The 26,294-nt window shown below is 40.1% G+C and carries 20 protein-coding genes and 1 pseudogene; 12 read left to right on the forward strand and 9 right to left on the reverse strand.

What is annotated here, in order from left to right; translation table 11 throughout:
* The first annotated feature begins 4 nt into the window (after positions 1–4).
* From SK629_RS00665 to SK629_RS00680, 4 genes are all read left to right on the forward strand, one after another.
* Positions 5–646 carry a CPBP family intramembrane glutamic endopeptidase gene (locus SK629_RS00665; RefSeq protein ID WP_042900144.1) on the forward strand — a complete coding sequence of 214 codons (642 nt, stop codon included), beginning with the start codon at positions 5–7 and terminating at the stop codon, positions 644–646.
* A gap of 17 nt (positions 647–663) precedes the next feature.
* Positions 664–894 (forward strand): hypothetical protein, encoded by a 231-nt coding sequence (locus SK629_RS00670; RefSeq protein ID WP_033682917.1) that lies wholly within the window; start codon positions 664–666, stop codon positions 892–894.
* Positions 895–1,028: 134 nt separating this feature from the next.
* Positions 1,029–2,792 (forward strand): aspartate--tRNA ligase, encoded by a 1,764-nt coding sequence (gene aspS, locus SK629_RS00675; protein WP_042900146.1) that lies wholly within the window; start codon positions 1,029–1,031, stop codon positions 2,790–2,792.
* Positions 2,770–3,711, forward strand: coding sequence for a YitT family protein (locus SK629_RS00680; RefSeq protein ID WP_042900148.1), 942 nt, complete (start codon positions 2,770–2,772; stop codon positions 3,709–3,711). The genes aspS and SK629_RS00680 overlap by 23 nt, the downstream gene beginning before the upstream one ends.
* 29 nt (positions 3,712–3,740) lie before the next feature.
* Here SK629_RS00680 and SK629_RS00685 read toward each other — a convergent pair whose 3' ends face one another.
* The 5 genes from SK629_RS00685 to SK629_RS00705 all read right to left on the reverse strand — a co-directional run bounded on the left by SK629_RS00685 (position 3,741) and on the right by SK629_RS00705 (position 9,190).
* Positions 3,741–4,727 (reverse strand): LacI family DNA-binding transcriptional regulator, encoded by a 987-nt coding sequence (locus SK629_RS00685; protein WP_042900150.1) that lies wholly within the window; start codon positions 4,725–4,727, stop codon positions 3,741–3,743.
* A gap of 9 nt (positions 4,728–4,736) precedes the next feature.
* Positions 4,737–5,537: a DUF1189 domain-containing protein gene (locus SK629_RS00690; protein ID WP_042900151.1), complete on the reverse strand. Its 801-nt coding sequence runs from the start codon at positions 5,535–5,537 to the stop codon at positions 4,737–4,739.
* Between the two features lie 135 nt (positions 5,538–5,672).
* On the reverse strand, positions 5,673–6,515 hold the full coding sequence (locus SK629_RS00695; protein ID WP_042900152.1) for a sugar ABC transporter permease: 843 nt from the start codon (positions 6,513–6,515) through the stop codon (positions 5,673–5,675).
* A 1-nt stretch (position 6,516) separates the two neighbouring features.
* A complete protein-coding gene (locus SK629_RS00700; RefSeq protein ID WP_042900153.1) occupies positions 6,517–7,809 on the reverse strand; it encodes a carbohydrate ABC transporter permease in 1,293 nt (430 codons plus the stop codon).
* 109 nt (positions 7,810–7,918) lie between these two features.
* Positions 7,919–9,190 carry an extracellular solute-binding protein gene (locus SK629_RS00705; protein ID WP_042900154.1) on the reverse strand — a complete coding sequence of 424 codons (1,272 nt, stop codon included), beginning with the start codon at positions 9,188–9,190 and terminating at the stop codon, positions 7,919–7,921.
* 467 nt (positions 9,191–9,657) lie between these two features.
* On the opposite strand from SK629_RS00705, the gene malQ reads away from it, so the two are divergent.
* The 4 genes from malQ to SK629_RS12920 all read left to right on the forward strand — a co-directional run bounded on the left by malQ (position 9,658) and on the right by SK629_RS12920 (position 15,732).
* Positions 9,658–11,175, forward strand: coding sequence for a 4-alpha-glucanotransferase (malQ, locus tag SK629_RS00710; protein ID WP_042900156.1), 1,518 nt, complete (start codon positions 9,658–9,660; stop codon positions 11,173–11,175).
* A 25-nt stretch (positions 11,176–11,200) separates the two neighbouring features.
* Positions 11,201–13,459: a glycogen/starch/alpha-glucan family phosphorylase gene (glgP, locus tag SK629_RS00715; protein WP_042900157.1), complete on the forward strand. Its 2,259-nt coding sequence runs from the start codon at positions 11,201–11,203 to the stop codon at positions 13,457–13,459.
* A gap of 580 nt (positions 13,460–14,039) precedes the next feature.
* On the forward strand, positions 14,040–15,317 hold the full coding sequence (gene ltrA, locus SK629_RS00720) for a group II intron reverse transcriptase/maturase (RefSeq protein ID WP_042900158.1): 1,278 nt from the start codon (positions 14,040–14,042) through the stop codon (positions 15,315–15,317).
* Between the two features lie 208 nt (positions 15,318–15,525).
* Positions 15,526–15,732: a hypothetical protein gene (locus SK629_RS12920; protein WP_042900159.1), complete on the forward strand. Its 207-nt coding sequence runs from the start codon at positions 15,526–15,528 to the stop codon at positions 15,730–15,732.
* A 301-nt stretch (positions 15,733–16,033) separates the two neighbouring features.
* Here the strand turns inward: SK629_RS12920 and SK629_RS11100 are convergent.
* Positions 16,034–17,382: pseudogene (locus SK629_RS11100) on the reverse strand (IS3 family transposase).
* 274 nt (positions 17,383–17,656) lie between these two features.
* The gene (locus SK629_RS10885; RefSeq protein WP_050492323.1) at positions 17,657–18,292 is read right to left on the reverse strand and encodes a hypothetical protein; all 636 of its coding nucleotides are present in this window, start codon (positions 18,290–18,292) and stop codon (positions 17,657–17,659) included.
* Positions 18,293–18,463: 171 nt separating this feature from the next.
* Here SK629_RS10885 and SK629_RS12560 point away from each other — a divergent pair, with 171 nt between their 5' ends.
* Positions 18,464–18,679: a hypothetical protein gene (locus tag SK629_RS12560; protein WP_080710148.1), complete on the forward strand. Its 216-nt coding sequence runs from the start codon at positions 18,464–18,466 to the stop codon at positions 18,677–18,679.
* Between the two features lie 341 nt (positions 18,680–19,020).
* Here the strand turns inward: SK629_RS12560 and SK629_RS00755 are convergent, their stop codons facing one another.
* Positions 19,021–19,869 (reverse strand): putative RNA methyltransferase, encoded by an 849-nt coding sequence (locus SK629_RS00755; RefSeq protein WP_042900161.1) that lies wholly within the window; start codon positions 19,867–19,869, stop codon positions 19,021–19,023.
* Positions 19,870–20,019: 150 nt separating this feature from the next.
* On the opposite strand from SK629_RS00755, the gene SK629_RS00760 reads away from it, so the two are divergent.
* Positions 20,020–20,298: a DUF6110 family protein gene (locus SK629_RS00760; RefSeq protein WP_000910909.1), complete on the forward strand. Its 279-nt coding sequence runs from the start codon at positions 20,020–20,022 to the stop codon at positions 20,296–20,298.
* Position 20,299: 1 nt separating this feature from the next.
* The gene (locus SK629_RS00765) at positions 20,300–22,363 is read left to right on the forward strand and encodes a heavy metal translocating P-type ATPase (RefSeq protein ID WP_042900162.1); all 2,064 of its coding nucleotides are present in this window, start codon (positions 20,300–20,302) and stop codon (positions 22,361–22,363) included.
* Between the two features lie 76 nt (positions 22,364–22,439).
* Here the strand turns inward: SK629_RS00765 and tyrS are convergent, their stop codons facing one another.
* Positions 22,440–23,696: a tyrosine--tRNA ligase gene (gene tyrS, locus SK629_RS00770; protein WP_042900163.1), complete on the reverse strand. Its 1,257-nt coding sequence runs from the start codon at positions 23,694–23,696 to the stop codon at positions 22,440–22,442.
* Between the two features lie 140 nt (positions 23,697–23,836).
* On the opposite strand from tyrS, the gene pbp1b reads away from it, so the two are divergent.
* Positions 23,837–26,290, forward strand: a complete 2,454-nt coding sequence (gene pbp1b / locus SK629_RS00775) for a penicillin-binding protein PBP1B (RefSeq protein ID WP_042900164.1) — start codon at positions 23,837–23,839, stop codon at positions 26,288–26,290.
* The last annotated feature ends 4 nt before the right edge of the window (positions 26,291–26,294 follow it).

Raw genomic sequence — 26,294 nt, forward strand, 5'->3', positions numbered from 1 at the left:
TTATATGAAATTACTTAAAAACCTCGGCTGGTTTCTTCTAGCCATTCTATCTTTTTTGTTTATCTATGGGACCGTTCAGAGTGGGGCTGTAGAAGCTTTGAAACTGGGCGCTTCGCCCTATGCTACTACCTTGCTTTATGTGGCCTTGGCTGGAGTATATGTGTACGTCATTTATAAATGGTACCAGAAAGCTCCTGTCCATATTGAGAAGAGTGGCTTTAACCGATTTATTTGGCTCCCTGCCTTGGTTTGGTTCTTATCTCTTGTCGTTCAATTTTTCCTACCAAATGATCCTTCGGTAAATCAGCAAACAGCGACAGACCTGACATTGGCTCAGCCACTCTTCTCATTCTTTGCTATTAATATTTTTGCTCCTTTGACGGAAGAACTTATCTTTAGAGGGATGTTGGCACGCTACCTCTTTCCTAAGCAGGACAACAGCAAACAAACTCTGCTTTTCCTTCTGGTAACTAGTGTTCTGTTTGCCTTGATTCATTCTCCAGGAACTTTGCAACAGTTTTTAGTTTATGCTAGTCTAGGATTGAGTTTAGGTCTGGCTTATGTAAGCCGAAAAGGTCTTCTTTACAGCATTTCTCTCCACGCTTTGAATAATTTAGTCAGCTTTTTGATGATTCTCATGCTATAATAGAGTCAGGAGGTCACATGAAACGAGTAATTTTATTAGCAGTGATTCAAGCAGTTGTTCTATTTTTCATCATTGGAGCGCTAGCTTATGCCTTTAAGGGAGATTTCTTCTATAGCCATTTAGCAGTGGTCTTTGCCCCTATTGCCGGTATCTGGCGTTTTGGGACAGCTTACACAACGGAAATCGTCTTGCCTCGAAAGGCAGCCGAAATCGCTGAAAAGCGTAAAGCAGGCAAAAATTCAAAATAAAAGAGTCCGATGAAGTTCATCGGATTTTTGTATGTGCGTTAATTTTTAAAGACTGGCAAACTTTTCTGCTGATTTTCATGAAGAGCCTGCGCTTTTATGGTAAAATAGTAACAGAATAAAAGAGGAGAGAAACAATGAAACGTAGTATGTATGCTGGTCGTGTTCGTGAGGAACACATCGGACAAGAAATGACCTTGAAAGGATGGGTTGGCCGTCGTCGTGACCTTGGTGGTTTAATCTTTATCGATCTTCGTGACCGTGAAGGAATCATGCAGTTGGTTATCAACCCTGAAAAAGTCTCTGCAGAGGTCATGGCAACAGCTGAAAGCCTTCGTAGCGAATTTGTTATTGAGGTGACTGGACAGGTCGCTGCGCGTGAGCAAGCCAATGATAAGTTGCCAACTGGTGCGGTTGAGTTAAACGTGACAGCTCTGACAGTGTTGAATACAGCTAAAACAACACCATTTGAGATTAAGGATGGCATTGAGGCTAATGACGATACACGTTTGCGTTACCGTTACCTTGACCTTCGTCGTCCAGAAATGTTGGAAAATCTCAAACTTCGTGCTAAGGTGACCCACTCTATCCGCAACTATTTGGATGAGTTGGAGTTTATCGATGTGGAGACACCATTCCTTTCTAAGTCAACGCCTGAAGGGGCGCGTGACTATTTGGTACCATCTCGTGTCAATAAAGGACATTTTTACGCGCTTCCTCAAAGTCCACAAATCACGAAACAGCTCTTGATGAATGCTGGTTTTGACCGTTATTATCAAATCGTTAAATGTTTCCGTGACGAGGACTTGCGTGGAGACCGCCAGCCTGAATTTACCCAGGTCGACTTGGAAACTTCCTTCCTTACGGAGCAAGAAATCCAAGATATCACAGAAGGCTTGATTGCGCGCGTGATGAAAGAAACCAAAGGCATCGAAGTAACGCTTCCATTCCCTCGTATGAAGTATGACGATGCTATGGCTCTTTATGGTTCTGACAAACCTGATACTCGTTTTGAGATGTTGCTTCAGGACTTGACAGAAGTGGTCAAAGGTGTTGATTTCAAAGTCTTCTCAGAAGCACCTGCTGTAAAAGCTATTGTGGTCAAAGGCGCTGCGGACAACTATTCACGTAAAGACATCGACCAGATGACTGAAGTAGCCAAACAATATGGTGCCAAAGGCCTTGCTTGGGTCAAGGTGGTTGATGGAGAATTAAACGGATCAGTTGCCAAGTTCTTGATGGACATCCAAGCAGATTTGACAACAGCGCTTGCTCTTGGAGAGAAGGACTTGGTTCTCTTTGTGGCGGATACGCTTGAAGTGGCCAATGCAACTCTTGGTGCCCTTCGTGGACGTATTGCCAAAGAGCTTGGTTTGATTGACAACGATAAATTTAACTTCCTTTGGGTGGTTGACTGGCCAATGTTTGAATGGTCTGAAGAAGAAGGTCGTTACATGAGCGCCCACCATCCATTCACGCTTCCACAGGAAGAAACTGCTCACGAATTAGAAGGTGATTTGACTAAGGTTCGTGCCATTGCTTACGATATCGTCTTGAACGGTTATGAGCTTGGTGGTGGTAGCCTTCGTATCAACCAAAAAGATCTTCAAGAACGCATGTTCAAGGCTCTTGGTTTCTCAGCCGAAGAAGCAAATGACCAGTTTGGCTTCCTTCTTGAAGCCATGGACTATGGTTTCCCACCACACGGTGGCTTGGCTATCGGGCTTGACCGATTTGTCATGCTCTTAGCAGGAGAAGAAAATATCCGTGAAGTTATTGCTTTCCCTAAGAACAATAAGGCAAGTGACCCAATGACACAAGCTCCTTCAACAGTAGCTCTCAAACAACTAGAGGAACTCAGCTTACAAGTAGAAGAAGATGAAACAAGCAAAACGAATTAAGCGGTGGCGCTATTATCTGCGCCGCTTTGCTTATCAGATAAAAATTTTACGTGTCTTACAAAGCATCTCTCGAGAAAAGTATGATGAGAAGATTTCGGCTTCTCTGGTCTATGGATTTTTATCAGCAGTGGCGGTCAATTTCTTTTTCCAACCAGGACATGTGTATTCGAGTGGTGCGACAGGTTTGGCACAGATTATCTCTGCCTTGAGTAATCACTGGTTTGGTTTTCATATTCCGATCTCATTGGCTTTCTACGCTATTAATTTCCCTTTGATGGTTTTAGCTTGGTATCAGATTGGCCATAAGTTCACCGTCTTTACCTTTATCACGGTGTCCATGAGTTCCTTCTTTATCCAGTTCGTCCCTGTGGCGATCTTGACGGAGGATCCCATTATCAATGCCCTTTTTGGGGGTGTTGTCATGGGCTTGGGGATTGGTTTTGCTCTTCGCAACAATATCTCCAGTGGTGGGACGGATATTGTCAGTCTGACCATTCGCAAGAAAACGGGTAAGAATGTCGGCAGTATTTCTTTCTTGGTAAATGGGACCATCATGCTGATAGCAGGTTTGACCTTTGGTTGGAAATACGCCCTCTACTCTATGATTACCATCTTTGTATCTAGTCGTGTGACAGATGCTGTCTTTACCAAGCAAAAACGAATGCAGGCTATGATTGTGACCAATCATCCAGACAAGGTAATTGAAAAAATCCATAAAAAATTGCACCGCGGAGCAACTATGATCCACGATGCAGAAGGAACCTATAATCACGAAAGAAAGGCAGTTTTAATTACTGTTATTACACGTGCAGAGTTTAATGAATTTAAACAGATTATGAAACAGGTGGATCCAAGCGCCTTTGTCTCTGTATCGGAGAATGTCCATATTTTGGGACGGTTCGTTGAAACAGATAATTAGTAATCAAAAAAACCAGCGTGAGCTGGTTTTTATTTTTCGATAATTTTATGTCCAATCAACTGACGGTAACAAATTTGCTTATTGCTTTTAGCATCGTTGATAATCTGGAGGATGGTTTCAAGGGAAACACGACCAAGTTCCAAGCTATTGATATCAACATAGGCTGCCAAGTTGAGCTTGGGATTGACCGAGTCAAAGCTGAGAACAGGGACATCCAGTTGGTGTTTTGTGATATAATCACAGGCTCCTTCAGCTAGGAGGCTATCGGTTGTGATGATAGCATCAATTTGTGGGTCATGCTGAAAGAGGAGCTTACTAAATTGATACCCTTTTTCTTCTAAGAACTCGGTTGCGAAATAGGTCAAATTTTCGTCAATAGGCAGTTGGTGTTGTTTGAGTGCTGCCTCATAGCCTGTTAAACGGTCTTGCGTTACGAAGAGTCGCTTAGTACCACCTATGAAGGCAATTCGTTTGCAGCCTTTTTTGATGAAATATTCAGTCGCATCAAAACCAGCTTGGACATTGTCGTTATCGACAAGAGGGATAAAGGGTGAAATGGATTTCCCTAGGATGAGGAAGGGGAACTGCTCATCAGCGACCAGTTTGACCAAGGGATCCTCTTCTTCGGCATAAAGGAAAATCAAACCATCCACACGTTTACCGTAAACCATCTGTGAAATAGCTTTCAGGCGCTCTTTTTCATCTTTACCAGTGGCAATCTGAATGGCATAGTGATTCTCAGAGGCGACTTGGGCGATACCACGGAGGACAGATGGGAAGAAAGGATTTTGATAGAAGGCGTCTGAGTCGTCAGGAAGCACCAAGCCAATAACTTGGGTATAACTGCTTACCAAGCTACGAGCATTGAGGTTAGGATGGTAATTGAGCTCTTTCATAGCCTTGCGAACACGTTTTTTAGTTTCATCGCTAATGGTTGATTTATTTTGAATAACACGGGTTACGGTTGAAGGTGAAACACCAGCAGCCTTGGCCACATCTTTAATCGTAACGGGCATAAAAATCTCCTATTTATGGTAATCTGGATCACGAAAATGCGTTTTATAAAAAATAGTGACCAGATAAAGGACAAAAAGAATGTTTTGTACAGTAATCAGAGTTGTCATATTTTGGCCAAATAATCCCAAAATAAGTGTAATCAGAGTTGGTAATCCTAAACAGTTCAAGATAAAATGGTAGCACTCTTTAAAGGTTCTAAATGAAAAGAGGCGCGATTTCTTAGTGATATAAAGGAGAAGACTTGCTCCTAGAGAGACAATGAAGAAATTCAAACCAAAGAGGAAGCTGGCACCGAGAACTAGGAAGAGACTAATATAGACACGATTTTGCTGGTACCAGTCTTTCGAAATTGCTTGGGTCAAGCTATCCTTGTTTTTGAAACTCTCAGTCTGTATCGCTTGGTAAGATATGCGGGTCAGTTCCTTGCTTTCCTTGCTGATGACCAGTTCTTTTGTATCGAAATGCAGTTGCAAGTTCTTAGGTAATTCTTTACTTGGACTTGGACCGATCACAATAGAAGGCGTTTGACTAGCTGTGCCTGTATAAGTTAAATTGCCATCAACAATTGTAGCGTGTTCAGAGAGATCCTGGACAACTTCATCTGTCAGAGGTTCATAGACATTATCGATAAAAGTTTCTAGTGGATAAGTCTCTTGTGAGCTGTTTTGAATAGCAATGGGTACCATAGACAAGCTGATAAGGAAGATACTGGTAAAGAGAAGCTGAAACCAGTTGAGCCCGAAACGTTTGGACAGGGGCTTACGAAATCCCCAAATACTTGAAAAATATGAAAATGGATATGGAAGCATTTGTATCTTTCTAAACGGTGTTTTCTATATGAGTATTATTATATAGAGAAATGTGCTTTATTTCAAGTCTAGGGGGTAAATTGCTTGTTGTTAGTATATATTTTGTAGCAATAAGAAAAGGGTGGCGGGGATAGATTATCCCTTGTCGCCACCACTTGTAAGTCCTGAAACAAAGTTCTTTTGTAGGAAGAAGAAGAGAATACAGATTGGAAGGGCAATGAGGATAGCACCTGCTGAGAAGTAGGCAATCTTCATGTTTTTCACATTGTTAACGAAGGTTTGGAGACCAACGGCAACAGTAAAGTATTCTTTCTCACGAAGCAAGAAACTAGAGAGGATATAGTCTCCGAAAGGTCCCATGAAGGCCCAGAGAGCTTGCACAGCGATCATTGGGCGAACAAGTGGGAGAACAATTTGCCAGAAGCGGCGGAAGTGTCCTGCACCGTCTAGTTTTGCAGATTCGTCTAGAGACATTGGGACTGTATCGAAGTAACCTTTCATCAACCAAGCATTCATTGGAATACCACCACCAACGTAGAGGAAGATGAGGAACCAGCTGTGGTTAAGGGCGTTCAACATAAGTGCCATAACAAAGAAGGCTGTCAAAGCGGCCATAGTTGGCACCATTTGGATAATCAAGAAGAAGACCAAACTTTGTTTACGAGCCAAGAAGTTGTAACGGCTGTAGGCATAACCAGCAAGTACGATGATACTTGTTTGAACAGCCATAGTAATCAAGGCGATAATCAAAGTGTTGAGGTACCAAGTACCGTACAAGGTTTCAGAGAAGAGCCCTTGGAAGTTAGCAAAACTAAAGTCGACGTTGCTATCTAGCTTAAAGGCTACTACGTTACCAGTTTTGAAGGCTGACATAATGGTAATCAAAAGTGGATAGATAATCACGATTGAGAGACCAATCAGGTAAAGGTATGTAAGAGTTTGAGTCAGTCTACGTTTGAGTTTGATCGAGTTATTCATCTTAGACGTCCTCCATATCAAATGCGTGTAGTTTCTTGAATGCGATCATAGAGATTGAGATGACAATGATAGAGATAATCAAGGTAACAGCTGCCGCCATTGAGTATTGAGGAGATGTACCTGTTGTCAAACGGTAAATCCATGAGATCAAGATATCGGTTGAACCAGCTCCACCACCGACACTACCAGGTCCTCCAGCGTTGAAGAGGTACATGATAGAGAAGTTGTTAAAGTTGAAGGTGTATTGGCTGATCAAAGTAGGTGCCGCAACGGCCAAGATCATTGGGAAAGTGATGTTGCGGAATTTTTGCCAAGCATTGGCACCGTCAATATAAGCTGCTTCGTAAAGGTCGTTAGGAATAGATTGCAAGATACCCAAAGTCAAAACGTAGATGTATGGGAATCCAAGCCAACCTTGCATCATAATCAAGGCAATTTTAGTCCAAGTTGGGTCTGTTTTCCAAGGAATAAGAGCCCCATCAAGGAAAGGAAGGAATTTAGCCAAGATTGGCAATACTTGAGTGTTGATAGCTCCGACACTATCGTTAAACATGTTTGAGAATGTCAAGATAGTGATGAAGGCTGGGACAGCCCAAGGAAGAAGGAAAATAACACCAAAGATACGTTTTCCTTTGATAAATGGTTGGTTAGCAATGATAGCTGTGAAGATACCGATGACGATCTGTAAAGTTGAGGCAGCCAAAGCCCAGATGATGGTCCAAGAAAGAACGGCACCAAAGGCAGAACGGAAGGTACTCAAACTCCAAATGTTTGTAAAGTTTGTCAAACCAACCCAGTCCAACAATTTGTTTGGTGGCAAGTGCTGGAAGTCGTAGTTAGTAAAGGCGATCATCAAGGTTACGATAACTGGAAAGATAATCGCAAAAGTCATGGCAATATAAGATGGAATGATCAAGAGGTAAGGGAAGCCATTTTCATAGATTCCTTTGATCATATCTTTTAGCGTAAGTGGTACTGGAATTCCATTGTTAATACGTTTTGCGATAGTATGTGCATCTTTAATATTTGAGAAATAAAAGAGCACATAAACGACTACAAAGATTAAATGGAAGGCACCGCGAATCAGCATGAAGAGGGAATTATCACGACCTGGCTTGTCACCAAGAGTGATGAGATTGCTCAATTCAGGGGCTGCAAGTGCTAGGAAATAAAGGACAAATACGATGGTTACACCAAGGAAGATAAAACCTTTGGCTTTTTGTTTATTGTAAATCTGTCCTAACCCAGGAATGATAGACAGCAGGGCTGCTTTACTAGGTTGTTGCTTTTCCATAATAACTCCTTTCATAGGATACTGGTTTTTAATTAAAACCTAAACTATATATGTTTTCTATTGATAAATTCAAAGGGGGATTTGAATTCCACCCCCCTTGAACAAATTTTTATTCACCAAATTTTTGTTTGATTGTTTCTTTGATCAATGTTACAGCATCGTTAGCAGCTGTTTTAGCATCTTTCTTACCACTTACAGAGTCAAAGAGCATGTTAGCAGCTGGTTCCCAAACTGCAGACATTTGAGAGATGTTTGGCATTGGTTGAGCGTTCTTGAACTGTTTGATAACAGCTGTTGTCAACTCATCGTTTTTACCTTCAGCGTATGAACGAGCTTCAGTGTTAGCTGGGATTTCGTTAGTTGCATCGTAGAAGGCTTTTTGTTGTTCAGTTGAAACAAGGAAGTCTACAAATTTTTGTGCTCCTTCAAGGTTCTTAGTGCTTGATGGGATGATCCAAGCTTTACCACCACCGAATGCTGCGTAGTCTTTTCCGTTTGGAAGAGTTGGGATAGTTGCAACACCGTAGTTTACTTTAGCATCTTTGAAGGCTTGAGCTTTCCAAGGTCCATCAATGATAGCAGCTGTTTTACCTTCTTGGAATTGAGTTTGGATTAAGTTTCCAGCAGCTGTACCATCTTGCATACCTTTAGGCCATTTTTCATACCAAGATTTAGCGTAGTTGATACCTGCGATAGAACCGTCGTTTGCAAGACCGATGTCTTTAGCGTCTTTACCGTTTTGTCCGAATACGTATGCACCGTTACCAGCAAGAAGTCCGTATGCAAAGTAGAAGTTTGTCCAGTCAGCTAGGAAAGCAGAAGTTTTTCCATCTTCTCCAGCGAATGCGTATTTGCTATCTTTAGCAAGGTTTTCTAAATCAGCAAAAGTTTTTGGAGCTTCTTTTACCAAGTCTTTGTTGTAGTACATAACAAGTGACTCGATAACGGCAGGAGCACCGTAAACTTTACCGTCAGCAGCTGTTACAAGAGATTTAGTTTTATCATCTGTTTTAGCGCCGTCGCTCAATTTAACTTCTGAAAGTTGTCCGTCAGTACCAAGGCTACCTACACGGTCGTATGGAGCCATCATAACGTCAGCAGCTTGACCTGATTGGTTGTCAAGAGAAAGTTTGTCAAGACCACCAAGTTGGTCACCAGATTTGATGTTAACTTTTGTTCCTGACTCTTTTTCGTAAGCTTTAGCAACTGTTTCAGCGAAAGCTTTGTATTGGTCTTCAACGTAAAGAGTGATTTCTTTCCCTGCAGATGAACCAGCATCAGCAGCTTTTTCAGCAGGTTTGCTTCCACAAGCTACCAAAAGCAAGCTAGCAAGTGTAGTAGTTCCAAGCACAGCAGCGCTCTTCATGAATTTAGATGACATAGTGTATTCCTCCTAAAGAATAACAAATTTTATAATGAGGAAACGCAAACGTTTTCCTTTATGGCACTAGTATAACACAAACAGAAAACGGTTGCAAGCATTTTTTTGAAAAAATCTTAAAAAATTTTATAGAAAAGTAAACGCTTAAACGCCATATAATAGAAGAAAGATTATAAAATGTTTTTTCCCTTATGAATAATTCAAATATAGAGAAAACGATTGCTTGCTCTAGATGTAGGAAATAGGCTCAATGTTTTTCTAGATGGAATAAGAGAAGTTTTCTATAAGGTTTTATTTTTTTATAAAGAATATATATACAAGTATGAAGAAAAACTTTTAAAAAAATAATCAAAAAAGTTTTTTAAAACCGCTTGCATTTATCAAAAAAATGAGATATACTTATCTTAACGCAAACGTTTGCGTCCGTAAAAATGAAACAAGAACTATAAACACATGAGGTGCTTATTATGAAAAAACGTCAAAGTGGTGTGTTGATGCACATTTCTTCTCTTCCAGGAGCATACGGAATCGGATCATTTGGTAAAAGTGCTTACGACTTCGTTGATTTCTTGGTTCGCACAAAACAACGTTACTGGCAAATCCTTCCACTAGGAACAACTAGTTACGGAGATTCTCCTTACCAGTCTTTCTCAGCCTTCGCAGGAAATACTCATTTTATCGATTTGGATATCTTGGTAGAGCAAGGCTTGTTGCAAGCAAGTGACCTTGAAGGGGTTGACTTTGGTAGCGATGCGTCTGAAGTTGACTATGCTAAAATCTACTATGCACGTCGTCCTCTTTTAGAAAAAGCGGTAAAACGTTTCTTTGAAGTCGGAGATGTTAAAGATTTTGAGAAATTTGCTCAAGACAACCAATCATGGCTTGAGCTCTTTGCTGAGTATATGGCTATCAAAGAGCATTTTGAAAATCTTGCTTGGACTGAATGGCCAGATGCTGATGCTCGTGCTCGTAAAGCTTCAGCACTTGAAAGCTACCGTGAGCAATTGGCAGACAAGTTGGTTTACCACCGTGTGACTCAGTACTTCTTCTTCCAACAATGGTTGAAATTGAAAGCCTATGCTAACGACAACCACATCGAAATCGTTGGGGACATGCCAATCTACGTAGCGGAAGATTCAAGCGATATGTGGGCAAATCCACATCTCTTCAAGACAGATGTCAACGGTAAGGCGACTTGCATCGCAGGATGCCCACCAGATGAATTTTCTGCAACTGGTCAACTTTGGGGTAACCCAATCTATGACTGGGAAGCAATGGACAAAGATGGTTACAAATGGTGGATTGAACGCTTGCGTGAAAGCTTCAAAATCTACGACATCGTTCGTATCGACCACTTCCGTGGTTTCGAATCTTACTGGGAAATCCCTGCTGGTTCCGATACAGCAGCACCTGGTGAGTGGGTCAAAGGTCCTGGCTACAAGCTTTTTGCAGCTGTTAAGGAAGAACTTGGTGAGTTAAACATCATCGCCGAAGACCTTGGCTTCATGACTGATGAAGTTATCGAGTTGCGTGAACGTACTGGCTTCCCAGGAATGAAAATTCTTCAATTTGCCTTCAACCCAGAAGACGAAAGCATTGATAGCCCACACTTGGCACCTGCTAACTCAGTTATGTACACAGGAACTCACGATAACAATACGGTCCTTGGTTGGTACCGTAACGAGATCGATGATGCGACTCGTGAGTACATGGCTCGCTACACGAACCGCAAAGAATACGAAACAGTGCCACACGCTATGCTTCGTACAGTCTTTTCATCAGTTAGCTTTATGGCAATTGCAACTATGCAAGATTTGCTTGAATTGGATGAGACAGCTCGTATGAACTTCCCATCTACCCTTGGTGGAAACTGGTCTTGGCGTATGACTGAAGATCAATTGACACCAGCTGTCGAAGAAACTTTGCTTGACTTGACAACAATCTATCGCCGAATCAATGAAAATTTGGTAGAATTAAAGAAATAAGACAATAATCAGGAGACAACTAAACATGTTATCACTACAAGAATTTGTACAAAATCGTTACAATAAAACCATTGCAGAATGTAGCAATGAAGAGCTTTACCTTGCTCTTCTTAACTACAGCAAGCTTGCAAGCAGCAAAAAACCAGTTAATACTGGTAAAAAGAAAGTTTACTACATCTCAGCTGAGTTCTTGATTGGTAAACTCTTGTCAAACAACTTGATCAACCTTGGTCTTTACGACGAAGTCAAAAAAGAACTTGCTGCTGCAGGTAAAGATTTGATCGAAGTTGAAGAAGTTGAATTGGAACCATCTCTTGGTAATGGTGGTTTGGGACGTTTGGCTGCCTGCTTTATCGACTCAATTGCTACTCTTGGTTTGAATGGTGACGGTGTTGGTCTGAACTACCACTTTGGTCTTTTCCAACAAGTTCTTAAAAACAACCAACAAGAAACAATTCCAAATGCATGGTTGACAGAGCAAAACTGGTTGGTTCGCTCAAGCCGTAGCTACCAAGTACCATTTGCAGACTTTACTTTGACATCAACTCTTTATGATATTGATGTTACTGGTTATGAAACAGCAACTAAAAATCGCTTGCGTTTGTTTGACTTGGATTCAGTTGATTCTTCTATTATTAAAGATGGTATCAACTTTGACAAGACAGATATCGCTCGCAACTTGACTCTCTTCCTTTACCCAGATGATAGTGACCGTCAAGGTGAATTGCTCCGTATCTTCCAACAATACTTCATGGTTTCAAACGGTGCGCAATTGATCATCGAAGAAGCAATCGAAAAAGGAAGCAACTTGCATGACCTTGCTGACTACGCAGTTGTACAAATCAACGATACTCACCCATCAATGGTTATCCCTGAATTGATCCGTCTTTTGACTGCTCGTGGTATTGAGCTTGACGAAGCAATCTCAATCGTTCGTAGCATGACTGCTTACACTAACCACACAATCCTTGCTGAAGCTCTTGAAAAATGGCCTCTTGAATTCTTGCAAGAAGTGGTTCCTCACTTGGTACCAATCATTGAAGAATTGGACCGTCGCGTGAAAGCAGAAGTGAAAGATCCAGCTGTTCAAATTATTGACGAGAGCGGACGTGTTCACATGGCTCACATGGATATCCACTACGGATACAGCGTTAACGGGGTAGCAGCACTTCACACTGAAATCTTGAAGAACTCTGAGTTGAAAGCCTTCTACGACCTTTACCCAGAAAAATTCAACAACAAAACAAACGGTATCACTTTCCGTCGTTGGCTCATGCATGCTAACCCAAGCTTGTCTCACTACTTGGATGAGATTCTTGGAGAAGGTTGGCACCATGAAGCTGATGAGCTTGAAAAACTCTTGTCTTACGAAGACAAAGCAGCTGTCAAAGAAAAATTGGAAAGCATCAAGGCTCACAACAAACGTAAATTGGCTCGTCACTTGAAAGAACACCAAGGTGTAGAAATCAATCCAAACTCTATCTTTGATATTCAAATCAAACGTCTTCACGAGTACAAACGCCAACAAATGAATGCTTTGTACGTAATCCACAAATACCTTGACATCAAAGCTGGTAACATCCCTGCTCGCCCAATCACAATCTTCTTTGGTGGTAAAGCAGCTCCAGCCTACACAATCGCTCAAGACATCATCCACTTGATTCTTTGCATGTCAGAAGTTATTGCTAACGATCCAGCAGTAGCTCCACACTTGCAAGTAGTTATGGTTGAAAACTACAACGTTACTGCAGCAAGCTTCCTTATCCCAGCATGTGATATCTCAGAACAAATCTCACTTGCTTCTAAAGAAGCTTCAGGTACTGGTAACATGAAATTCATGTTGAACGGAGCTTTGACTCTTGGTACTATGGACGGAGCTAACGTGGAAATCGCTGAGTTGGTTGGCGACGAAAACATCTACATCTTCGGTGAAGATTCAGAAACTGTTATCGACCTTTACGCAAAAGCAGCTTACAAATCAAGCGAATTCTACGCTCGTCAAGCTATCAAACCATTGGTTGACTTCATCGTTAGCGATGCAGTTCTTGCAGCTGGAAACAAAGAGCGCTTGGAACGTCTTTACAATGAATTGATCAACAAAGACTGGTTCATGACTCTTCTTGACTTGGAAGACTACATCAAAGTCAAAGAGCAAATGCTTGCTGACTACGAAGATCGTGACGCATGGTTGGATAAAGTCATCGTTAACATTTCTAAAGCAGGATTCTTCTCATCTGACCGTACAATCGCTCAGTACAACGAAGATATCTGGCACTTGAATTAAGATACAAATTTATACTAATAAGATTTGTAAAAAGCGAGTTTCGATTGAAATTCGCTTTTTTTGAAGTACGACGGGCATGTCGTATATCTGAGGTGTAAGTCCTCCGTGGGCACCCGCTACCGGTGAACCCAATAGCGATTCCCAAGCCTGACTATCGTGAGGTAGCGGGGAGAGGAAGGGATAGCGAAATCGTGGCTCTACGAACAGGAACGTGATAGTAAGGCGTATATAGCGGATAAGGGGGCTTCAAACTCTAAAGTCCAAAAAGGTAGTCGTAACCTATATGCGTAAATCACGAGAGTAAACGAGGAAAGATGTACAACTTATCCCGTGAGGTCTCATGAGCGCTGAAAGCGTAGTAACAACGAATCATGAGAAGTCAGCCGAGCCCATAGTAGTGAGGAAACTTCTGTAATGGAAGTGGAGCGAAGGGGTGAACAACTAATTGAAGTAATCCTACTTCACTTGTGTCTGTAAAACGAACGGTCTGATAGAACTGGACTCTATCACGTATTGACTAGATGAAGGTTCACCAATATAAGATGTCCCTCAGGCACCAAAACAAGAAAGGAATACGCACATGTCAAAATTGCTAGATAAGATATTATCACGCGAAAATATGCTGGAAGCCTACAATCAAGTAAAATCCAATAAGGGCTCAGCTGGGATTGATGGAATTACTATCGAAGAGATGGATAATTATCTCAGACAAAACTGGCGCCTGACTAAGGAACGGATAAAACAAAGAAAATATAAGCCTCAACCAGTTCTCAGAGTTGAGATTCCCAAACCAAACGGAGGCATCCGTCAACTAGGAATTCCAACAGTTATGGATAGAATGATTCAACAGGCCATTATTCAAGTCCTTACCCCCATTTGTGAACCCCATTTCTCTGAAACGAGTTATGGGTTCCGACCAAATCGGTCATGTGAAAAAGCCATCATCAAGCTACTAGAGTATCTTAACGATGGATATGAGTGGATAGTGGATATAGACCTAGAGAAATTCTTCGATACAGTTCCTCAAGATAGATTGATGTCCTTAGTACATAACATTATCGAAGACGGAGATACGGAATCCTTGATTCGTAAGTATCTTCATTCAGGTGTTATCATTAACGGTCAGCGTCATAAAACGCTAATTGGCACACCACAGGGAGGAAATTTATCTCCTCTCTTATCCAATATCATGCTTAATGAATTGGATAAGGAATTAGAAAAGAGGGGACTTCGATTTGTGCGCTACGCAGATGATTGTGTGATTACGGTCGGAAGCGAGGCTGCCGCTAAGCGTGTGATGTATTCAGTCAGTCGTTTTATTGAGAAACGGCTAGGTTTGAAAGTAAACATAACCAAGACTAAGATTACTAGACCAAGAGAGTTGAAATATTTAGGTTTCGGGTTCTGGAAATCATCAGCTGGTTGGAAAAGTCGCCCCCATCAAGATAGTGTTCGGAGATTTAAGCTTAAATTGAAGAAACTAACACAGAGGAAATGGAGTATAGATTTAACAAGACGTATTGAACAACTGAATTTGTCCATTCGAGGATGGATAAACTATTTCTCATTGGGAAATATGAAAAGTATTGTCACCAGCATAGATGAGCGCTTGCGCACTCGCCTACGAGTGATTATCTGGAAGCAATGGAAGAAGAAATCTAGACGATTATGGGGATTGCTTAAGTTAGGAGTTCCTAAATGGATAGCAGATAAGGTATCTGGCTGGGGCGACCATTATCAATTAGTAGCTCAGAAGTCGGTACTTAAACGTGCTATATCAAAACCAGTCCTTAAAAAACGTGGACTGGTTTCGTGTTTGGATTATTACCTTGAACGACATGCGTTAAAAGTTAGTTGAACCGCCGTATGCCGAACGGCACGTACGGTGGTGTGAGAGGGGCTAGAGATTATCCCCTACTCGATTGATGTGGATTTGGGTCAATTATGTCTTAAAAGAAGAGAAATCATAGACGTATTGAAGGTTTAACATTCTCTTTCAACCTCATATTTCTTGTATTCGTTTACATAAAGTATTATAATATAATTGTAGGAAAGAAGGTGTTTTTATGTGGAAAAAATATTTTTCAAAATATAAATGGACTGATTTATTTTGGATTTTATTTGTTATTTTGATCTGCCTCTATATAGGTAACCATGATTTGTTTCCTCTCAATCATCAAGAAATCTCGCTTCGAGGGAGTTTCTGGGGATCTGTACTTGCCTTATATCAATTGCTATTTATTGATAAGTTTGTTATCTCGAATCGAAAATAAAGTTTAGGGCTATGCTTAGCTGTGTACCTTTAGGATTGATTTTTGGAGGAAGATTTTGTCTCTATTATTTATTATTTTAAATTTGTTTATCTTGGACAAGATCTATTCTTTGAGACGGGAGAAATCGAAATACTTGATTTATACGGCCTATATCATATTTGGGGCAAATGTACTATATGGTGTTCAATGGTTATTAAAAGAATTGGTTTCAAATATTTCCACTTAATATGTATGGAAACTATAGCAAAACGCATAAGATTAAGGTTTTTGAGTACTGACCCCAAAAAGTTAGACAATTAATTTATCCGAAGGATTTAGTTCTGTATTGCACAGGACAGAGTCCTTTTAGTTTTACCTTAATTCGTTTATTGTTGTAGTAATCAATATAGTCTACAATAGCTTGTTCCAATTGCTTAAGCGACTGAAACGACTTCTCATAGCCGTAAAACATTTCGGATTTTAAAATACCAAAGAAGGACTCCATCATACCGTTGTCTGGACTGTTACCCTTATGTGACATGGATGCTTGAATTCCCTTAGCCTCAAGAAACTGATGATAAGAATCGTGTTGGTATTGCCAGCCTTGGTCACTATGGAGAATCGTATTCTCGTAGCGTTTCTCTGTGAATGCCTGTTCCAACATTGTTTTTACTTGTTCTAAGTTGGGTGAAGTTGAAAGATTATAGGCGATAATTTCGCTATTAAAGCCATCTAAAACTGGTGATAAGTAAAGCTTTTGAGTACTTGCTGGAATGGCAAATTCTGTCACATCTGTGTAGCACTTTTCCATTGTTTTAGAGCTTTCAAATTGACGTTGAATGAGATTCTCTGCCTTCTTGCCAACGTCTCCTTTATGAGAAGAATATTTTCGTTTCTGTCGCATTTTAGCTTGTAAATTGAGTACTTCCATCAAGCGTTGAACTCTTTTATGATTTACCAGATAACCACGATTTCTTAGTTCTAAATGAATCCGACGATAACCATAATTTCCCTTGTGTTCGATAAAAATGGATTGAATTTCAGCTTTAAGCTCTTGATTCTTATCTGGTTTGTCTAGCTGTTTCAAGTGATAGTAGTAGGTCGAACGAGCTAGTTTAATGGCTTTTAGAAGAATATCTAACGAAAACTCAGTCATTAATTCTTGAACAATTTCTGTCTTTCTTCTTTCTCTTTTTTCTCCTTCAATCGGAGTTCTCTCAACTTTTTTAGGATGGCATTCTCCGCTCTCAGGTACTCATTTTCTGCTTGAAGACGCTCTAATTCTGTCCTCTCTTCAGGTCTCGTTTTTGGCTTACGTCCCATTTTAGGTACTCTCCCTCTTGATTTCTCAACAATAGTATACCCGTTTTTCTTGTATTGTGCTAGCCAATTAAGAAGTATCGTACGACTTGGGAGCCCGTATTCAAGAGAAACTCTATCTTTAGTCCAGCCTTCATGTAAGACTTTATGAATCATTTCTTATTTTAAATCAGGAGAATAGTAACGATTTTTTCCTTTTTTGACGAACTCTATTCCGTAACGATCAATCAATTTAATCATGTACCTAATATTAGAATTGTTTATCCCAAATTTATTTGAAAGATTCTCTAAGCTATATCCTTGTTTTCTAAGTTCATAGATCTGAACTTTATCATCATAAGTTAATTTCATGATAAAAACACCCCAAAAGTTAGATTTTTTCTGTCTAACTTTTGGGGTGCAGTTCATTCACTAAATTACCGTTTTTATTTGAATTCTATTGCTATTAACTACCTATTAGTACTAATTACCCTGAGGCCATCGTTTATAAATTGACCCAAAACGTCAAATCCGTCATAAATTCCTTTATAAATAAAGAGTCCTAAAATTATAGATGAAATAATGATACTTGCACAAATAAAATATGTACGGTTTTTTTCATTCATAATATCGATTATCTCCTAAGTTAGTATAGACTAATAGTTCCGTTTTGATTAAATGGGACTCTATAATAAGATGTGCCTCCAATAGTACCTCCAAATGTAAATCCAGCTCCTAACAACTCTGCTTTAACTTGAGCTGAACCACTACTATTTATAGCTGCTGTTAAAGTACCATTATAAGCGTACTTTATACTTGTTGTAGGGTATCCATTTGGAGACCAAACATTAACATTTTGCCCTTCAATATATGTGTTTGTAATAGAATCTGTTATTCCTAGGTAATAACCTTGAACTGAGTTAATTTGACGGAAAGAACCCTCATTATATAGCTCAATATTTACACTTAATTGAACTGTAGTTCTAGCAAATGTTGCACTTCTTTTTAATGTATGTGAAGTAACTGTAGCGCGAGAAAGATCTGGGATAAGTTCGATAGTTTCAACAACTTTTCCAGTATCACTATCAAGAACAGTTGCGACTTCTTTGAATCCTGATTTTGAATAGATTACTTCTGGATTAGGGATATTATAATCCTCAACAGTAAATGTTAGTTCATTGAATTTTATGACAAGATTATTATTAGTGTCGGCATTTACAGAAATAGGCAAACAAAATAATGCTAAACAACTAAATAATAGAGTAATTAGTGTTTTTTTCATGACAATCACCTACCATTCTTTCATAACTAAGTTGGATATTAAGAGTTGATAATTATAGTTTGTACATTGGAATCATCTGCTTTCTTATAGGAATATTAATTGAATAAGGCAATTTCTTTTTATTTGTATTCGCTTACATTTTATCATATAATATTATTGTAGTCAAGAAAAATGTGCTATTATGTTAAAAAATATTTTTCAAAATATAAATGGACGGATTTATTTTGGATTCTATTTGTTATTTTAACATGCCTCTTGGCGGGTAATAGTAATCTTTACCCCCTTACCCATCAAGAAATCTCTTATCATGGGTGCTTATTGGGAATTACACTTGCCTTATATCACTTACTATTTATTGATAAGTTTGTTATCTCGAATCGAAAATAAAGATTAGGGCTATGCTTAACTGTGTACTTTTAGGATTTATTTTGGAGGGAAGATTTTGTCTCTATTATTTATTATTTTAAATTTGTTTATCTTGTACAAGATCTATTCTTTGAGGCGGGAGAAATCGAAATACTTGATTTATACGGCCTATATCATATTTGGGGTAAATGTAATATATGGTATTCAATGGCTATTAAAAGAACAGATTTCAAATATTTCCACTTAATATGTATGGAAACTATAGCAAAACGCATAAGATTAAGGTTTTTGAGTACCTGTTCTTATGCGTTTTTGTAATATTGAAGATTTTCGGTAAGTTTTATACCTTTGGGAAGTCTAGTTTAGAATGCTTGCCCAACAAGTATCTCTGCCTCAATGGTAATCTCTGTCAGTTGGCTCCAGTCAATCTTGGTCTGGTCAACGTGAAAGAGGAGAGGAGTCATGCTGAGTAGGGCTTGGAGTTGTTCTGCTGTGATAGTCTTAGTCAGAGAGGCAGTTTGGCTAGATAGAATGGTGAAGTGTTCTTGGAAATGATTTTTGATATCTTGATTAGAATAATCCTTCTTTGTCAGCTGGTCTTGTACCCTTTGACGAATTTCCTTGAGGTGATTTTTAGTTGGAATAACCTTTATCAAGATACCGTCTTTGGATAAAACGCGACGAAATTCTCCATAGTTGGCAGGTGAGAAGATATCAAGCAGGATATCCATGCTATCGTCTTTTATAGGAAGATGAGCTAAGTCACCTACAAACCAATTAACTGCCCAGTTGGCTTCACTTTTGGCAGCGATTTGGACTGAATCTTTGGAGATGTCAAAGGCATAGAAGGTTTTGTCAGGATGACTTTCTTGGAGTTGGCGAGAATAGAATCCTTCACCACAACCAATATCCAAGACAGTTTTTGCGGACGGATTAGTTGCTAGTAAGTCCGAAATATCTTCTAAAATAGCCTGATAAAATCCAGCTTCTAGGATTTGTTGACGGTTTTGAAAATTTTCCTTGTCGTAGTTGGTAGATTGCTTGATTTGAGGTGCCAGATTGACATAGCCAAATTTAGCCAAGTCAAAAGAATGGCGGTTGTAGCACTTGAAACTAGTCTCTAGCAGAGTCAGATTTTCTTGACAGATAGGACAGGCAAAGGCAGTCGCAGAAGCGAAGCGCTGCAGTTTGGGTTTGAGATTTGTATTCATAGTTTAAGTGTATCAAAAGAGGCAAATGAAAGCAACTTTAGGATGATTTGTAATAGAATTAAATAGTAGTATAATTACTTTTCAAAGTACCAAAATTAAATTGCTTTTATATACAAATTAATATATAATAATAGCTAGGAGGAAATAAGTATGTTAAAAGAAGTATTGACCGTCGCAAAAGTTGCGAAAAAATCATCACTCTTTTTAGGTGGTGTCGCATTTGGTACCCTTGGTTTGAAAATCTTAGCAAGTAAGGAAGCTAAAAAAGGTTATTCTAAAGCTTTGGCTAAGGCTTACAAATTGAAGGACGAGCTAGATGCGTCTGTTTCTGTTGTGAAGCAACATGGAGACGATGTCTTGCAAGATGCCAAATATTTGTACGAGCAAGAGAAAAAAGAAGAGCAATTAGATAGCCTTATAGGAGAATAATATGTCTTTTAAAGTGCTACATAGAGGATACCAACATATCCGACTATCATCTTCTTTTTCACTCACCTTGGATATTCAAGACTATCTTCGTTCCTTGGCGAGAGATGAAAAGGGGATTGAGTCTATCCAGTTTTACATGGATCAACAGCACTTTACTCTACGTATAAAAGAAGGCTTCTCTGTATTAGACAATGCAGAAGCCTTTTTAAAAAGAATTGATAAAGGGAAAGTTTCTGAGTTGATGACTCTTCCCATTCGTAGAGAAGAGAGTGCTTATTCTATTGTTTCAGGTGCAGCGATTAAGCGTGTGCTTTTTCGTAGTCTTGTACCGTCTCCAATTCGCTATATATGGACTTGTTATCAGGCTTTGGGTTATGTTAGAGAAGCCTATCAGACCCTAGCGCGTAAGGAACTAACGATGGAGGTCTTGGACTGTTCGGCTATTTTATTATCTTTGTTTATGAACCAATCCAAGACGGCAAGTAATATCATGTTTATGCTTGATTTGGGGAATCATTTAGATCAGTGGTCCTTGAAAAAAACTGCAACAGATTTAGAACAAAGTCTTCTTGCAAAAGAGAGCGATGTATTCTTAGTGCAGGGCGATACGGTCGTTAGTATCAAGAGTTCCGATGTTCAAATAGGAGATGTCTTGGTCCTATCTCAAGGAAATGAAATTCTGTTTGATGGACAAGTAGTTTCAGGTTTAGGTATGGTCAACGAAAGCTCCTTGACAGGAGAGAGTTTTCCAGTTGAAAAAAGAGAGTCTGATTTGGTTTGTGCAAATACAGTATTAGAAACTGGAGAGTTGCGTATTCGTGTAACCGATAATCAGATGAACAGCCGGATTTTACAGCTGATTGAGTTGATGAAGAAATCTGAAGAAAACAAGAAAACGAAACAACGCTATTTCATCAAAATGGCGGACAAGGTCGTCAAATATAATTTCTTGGGTGCTGGGCTGACTTACCTATTAACAGGTTCTTTTTCTAAGGCTATCTCTTTCCTATTGGTCGATTTCTCCTGCGCTTTGAAAATCTCTACTCCTGTAGCTTATTTGACAGCTATCAAGGAGGGGTTGAACCATGAAATGGTGATTAAGGATGGAGATGTTCTGGAGAAATATCTGGAAGTTGATACTTTCTTGTTTGATAAGACGGGAACAATCACAACTAGTTATCCTATAGTTGAAAAGGTGTTACCTTTTGGGGACTATAGTGAGGAAGATATTCTCAGAATCAGTGCCTGTCTTGAGGAACACATTTATCATCCTATTGCTAATGCCATCGTCAAGCAAGCTGAGATAGAGGGGATTGAACATGAGGAAATGCATGGGAAACTCCAATATATCGCAAGCAAGGGGATCAAATCTCATATAGATGGCCAACCAGTTCTTATTGGGAATTATGTCTTGATGCAGGATGAGCAGATTCATATCAGTTCAGAACAAAATGCTTTAATTGAGGAGTACAAGAGTCACTACAATCTCTTATTCTTAGCCTACCAGAATGAATTAATTGGAATGTTCTGCATTCATACTCCTTTGAGAAAAGAAGCAAAAGCAGCCTTGGAGAAACTTAAGGCACAAGGGAAAAAATTGATTCTGGCAACAGGGGATACCTTGGTTAGGACAGAGGAATTAGTCAAAGATTTGCCTTTTGATCAGGTCTATACAGACTTGAAACCTGATGGAAAATTTGAGTTAGTAGAGGAACTACAGAAAGCAGGTCACACTATTTTGATGGTTGGGGATGGGTTGAATGACTCAGCGGCTCTAACCCTATCAGATATCGGTGTGGTGATGAATGAGAGTGCAGATATTTCTAAGCAGATGAGTGATATCTTATTGTTAGATAATCGCTTGGATTTCTTCCAAGAGTTGGATTGGCTATCATCATCTTTGCAAACACTCATCAAGAAGAATATTCAAGATACCGTTGTCGTAAATAGTAGTTTGATTGGCTTTGGCTTGTTTAATTGGCTCAGTCCTTCAAATCTCTCTATCTTACATAATCTAACAACCTTACGTATAGTCCTGCGTAGCCTGTCTATTAAGGCTAGATAGATGTGCTTATCAATAACAAAAAGGAGTTACCTTTCTCGAGGTTAACTCCTTTATTTATAGAGAAATGTTGAACAGTTTAGTAAGTCAATACAAAGTATTTTTTCTTCCCACGACGGATAACAGTCAGTTCGTTCTCAAGCTTATCTGCGTCACTCAAGACATAGTCAAGGTCTTGGATACGGTCGCCGTTGACGTAGATAGCTCCGTTTTGGACGTCTTCACGGGCTTGGCGTTTTGAGTTAACCACACCAGCAGAAACGAGCAGTTCTACGATATTGTGGTTTTCGTCTGCTTGTACATGGTAGTTTGGTACACCACGAAGTCCTTGTTTGAGCTCTTTAACAGAAAGGTTTTTGATGTTTCCTGCAAAGAGTTGCTCAGTGATGTTGAGGGCTTCTTTGTAAGCTTCTTCTCCGTGTACAAGTGTCACAACTTCACGAGCTAAGACTTTTTGAGCCAAGCGTTCGTGTGGAGCTGCTTCAAATTGTTTACGGATGTCTTCAATCTCATCAAGTGACAAGAAAGTAAAGATTTTCAAGAAGCGAACGGCGTCTGCGTCCATCACGTTCATCCAGAATTGGTACATTTCGTATGGAGAAGTCTTTTCAGGATTGAGCCAGACGGCGTTTCCTTCTGATTTACCAAATTTCTTACCAGTTGCATCTGTAATCAATGGAACAGTGATAACGTGACCTGTCTTGTCAGCTTTACGACGAAGCAATTCGGTACCAGCTGTCATATTTCCCCACTGGTCAGAACCACCGATTTGTAGTGTTACGTTGTGGTCTTGGTTAAGGACGAAGAAATCGTAACCTTGCATGATTTGGTAAGCAAACTCAGTGTAAGAAATCCCTGTTTCAATCCGTTTTTTAACAGACTCTTTACTCATCATGTAGTTGACTGTGAAGTATTTTCCGATATCACGGAGGAAGTCAATGAAGCTGATGCTGCCAAACCAGTCGTAGTTGTTGACCATGACAGCCTTGTTTTCGCCATTTTCAAAATTAAGAAAACGAGAAAGTTGTCCTTGGATAGACTTGACCCAGCCCTCTACTGTGTCTTTTGTTTGGAGACTACGTTCAGCATCTTTGAAGGACGGATCTCCGATGAGACCTGTAGCACCGCCAACGAGCGCATAAGGTTTGTGACCTGCTAGCTGCAAGCGACGACTTGTCAAGATTGCGACAAGGTGGCCTAGGTGAAGGCTGTCAGCAGTTGGATCGTAGCCAGTATAATAAGAAACTTGACCTTCTTCTAGGGCTTTACGCAAAGCTTCTTCATCAGTCGTTTGAAAAATCAAACCACGCTCTTTTAGCTCATCAAAAATGTGCATGTGTCTTTTCTCCTTTTTAAAAATATTGTTTCTACCTATTGTATCACAAACTTGGGCAATAGCCTAGTAGAATAGGGAAGAAAGTGGCATTTTATTGAAAGTTTCCCTTTTATGGTATAATAGATAGAGTGAGGAAATCCATGCAAAATCAATTAAATGAATTAAAACGAAAAATGCTGGAATTTTTCCAGCTAGTAAAATCAAACACAAATCATAAAAAATCAGAGAAAGTCTCAGAAGAGAAGCAGTCGGATGGGACAGGTGGGCGAATTCTGTCTATCTTAGGGAGCATTTTGGCTGCTATCAAGGGAGTTTTGAATACTCTCTTTATTCTAGGCTTTATCGGTGGGCTTTTTGGTGTTGGTGTAGCTCTTGGTTATGGAGTTGCCTTGTTCGATAAGGCTAAGGTTCCGCCAGCGGAGGACTTGGTCAAGCAGGTTAAAAATGTTTCTTCAATCTCAGAAATTGTTTATGCAGATGGGAGTGTCATTGCTTCTATCGAGAGTGACTTACTGAGAACTTCTGTCTCATCTGAGGAAATATCGGACAATCTCAAAAAGGCTATCGTTGCAACTGAGGACGAACATTTTCTTGAACATAAAGGGGTTGTGCCAAAAGCTGTGATTCGGGCGACCTTGGGAACCTTTGCAGGTTTGGGCTCATCTAGCGGGGGCTCGACCTTGACCCAACAGTTAATCAAGCAACAAGTGGTCGGAGATGCTCCTACTTTGGCTCGTAAGGCTACAGAAATTGTCGATGCCCTTGCTTTAGAAAGAGTGATGGGAAAAGATGAGATCCTAACAGCCTATCTCAATATCGCTCCTTTTGGTCGAAATCATAAAGGGCAGAATATTGCAGGTGCCCAGCAAGCTGCTGAAGGGATTTTCGGTATTGATGCCAATAAGTTGAGTATTCCTCAAGCTGCCTTCCTAGCAGGTTTGCCCCAGAGTCCGATTACTTATTCTCCTTATGAAAATACTGGAGAGTTAAAGAGTGATGAAGACTTAGAACTTGGTTTGAAGCGGGCCAAGGGAGTTCTCTATAACATGTACCGTACGGGTGCTTTAACTAAGGAAGAGTACGACCAGTACAAGGATTATAATCTTAAACAAGACTTCTTGCCATCGGGAACTGTCAATGCTGTTTCAAGAGATTACCTTTACTTTACGGCTATGTCTGAAGCGACAGATCGGATGTATGATTATTTAGTTCAACAGGACAATGTCTCCAGCCAAGAGTTGAAAAAGGAAGCGGTTCAAAAGGCTTATCATGAGCGAGCGGAGCAGGAACTAAGTAAAGGCGGCTATAAAATCACTACAACGATCAATAAAAAAATCCATAACGCCATGCAAAATGCAGTTGCTAACTACGGTCGTTTGGTAGATGATTCGACTGGTCAGCCTGAGGTAGGGAATGTTTTGATGGACAATAAAACGGGGGCTGTTCTAGGTTTCGTTGGTGGTCGTAATTACCAGATAAACCAAAACAATCACGCTTTTGATACCAAGCGTTCACCAGCATCTACAACCAAGCCTTTGCTGGCCTACGGTATTGCCATTGACCAAGGCTTGATGGGTAGCGCCAGTATCTTGTCCAATTATCCGACAAAATTCTCTAATGGAAATCCTATCATGTATGTAAACAGTCCAGGTACAGGCATGATGACTCTGGGTGAAGCCCTGAATTATTCGTGGAATATCCCAGCCTATTGGACCTATCGTATGCTTCGTGAGAAGGGTGTGGATGTCAAGGGCTACATGGAGAAAATGGGCTACGAGATTCCAGAGTACGGTATCGAAAGTCTGCCTATGGGGGGTGGTATTGAAGTCACAGTTGCCCAGCATACCAACGGTTATCAAACAATTGCCAATAACGGTGTCTACCATCAGAAGCATGTGATTTCTAAGATTGAATCATCTGATGGTAGAGTAATCTATGAATTCCAAGACAAACCAGTTCAAGTGTACTCGAAGGCAACAGCAACGATTATGCAGAGCTTGCTTCGTGAAGTGATTTCATCTCGAATCACTTCAAGTTTCCAAACGGACTTGGCTGCTATTAATTCAAACTTAGCTCGTGCAGACTGGATTGGTAAGACTGGTACGACCAATGAAGATGAAAATATGTGGCTCATGCTTTCGACACCAAGATTGACTCTAGGTGGTTGGCTAGGTCATGATGACAACCGCCCAATGGCCAAGGGAGCGGGGCATTATCGAAATGCCAAATATATGGCTCACTTGGTTAATGCTATCCAAGAGGCAGAGCCTGGCGTTTGGGGCAATGAACGCTTTAATCTTGATTCTAGTGTGACTCAATCTCAGGTCCTCAGATCTACAGGGCAGAAGCCGGGTAAAGTAACTGTTAACGGAAAAACGGTGGATCTTTCAGGTTCTACTGTAACGAGCTATTGGGCTAACAAGGCAGGGGCTCCTACGACAAGCTATCACTTTGCTATTGGAGGAAGTGAATCAGACTATCAAAATGCTTGGTCAAGTATTATTGGTAGTTTCTCATCTACACCAAGTTCAAGTAGTAGTTCTAGCAGTACATCAAGTTCATCATCATCTACACAATCAAATAGTAGAAGATAGGAAG

This window comes from Streptococcus mitis (assembly GCF_000722695.1).
GTDB classification, from domain to species: domain Bacteria; phylum Bacillota; class Bacilli; order Lactobacillales; family Streptococcaceae; genus Streptococcus; species Streptococcus mitis_O.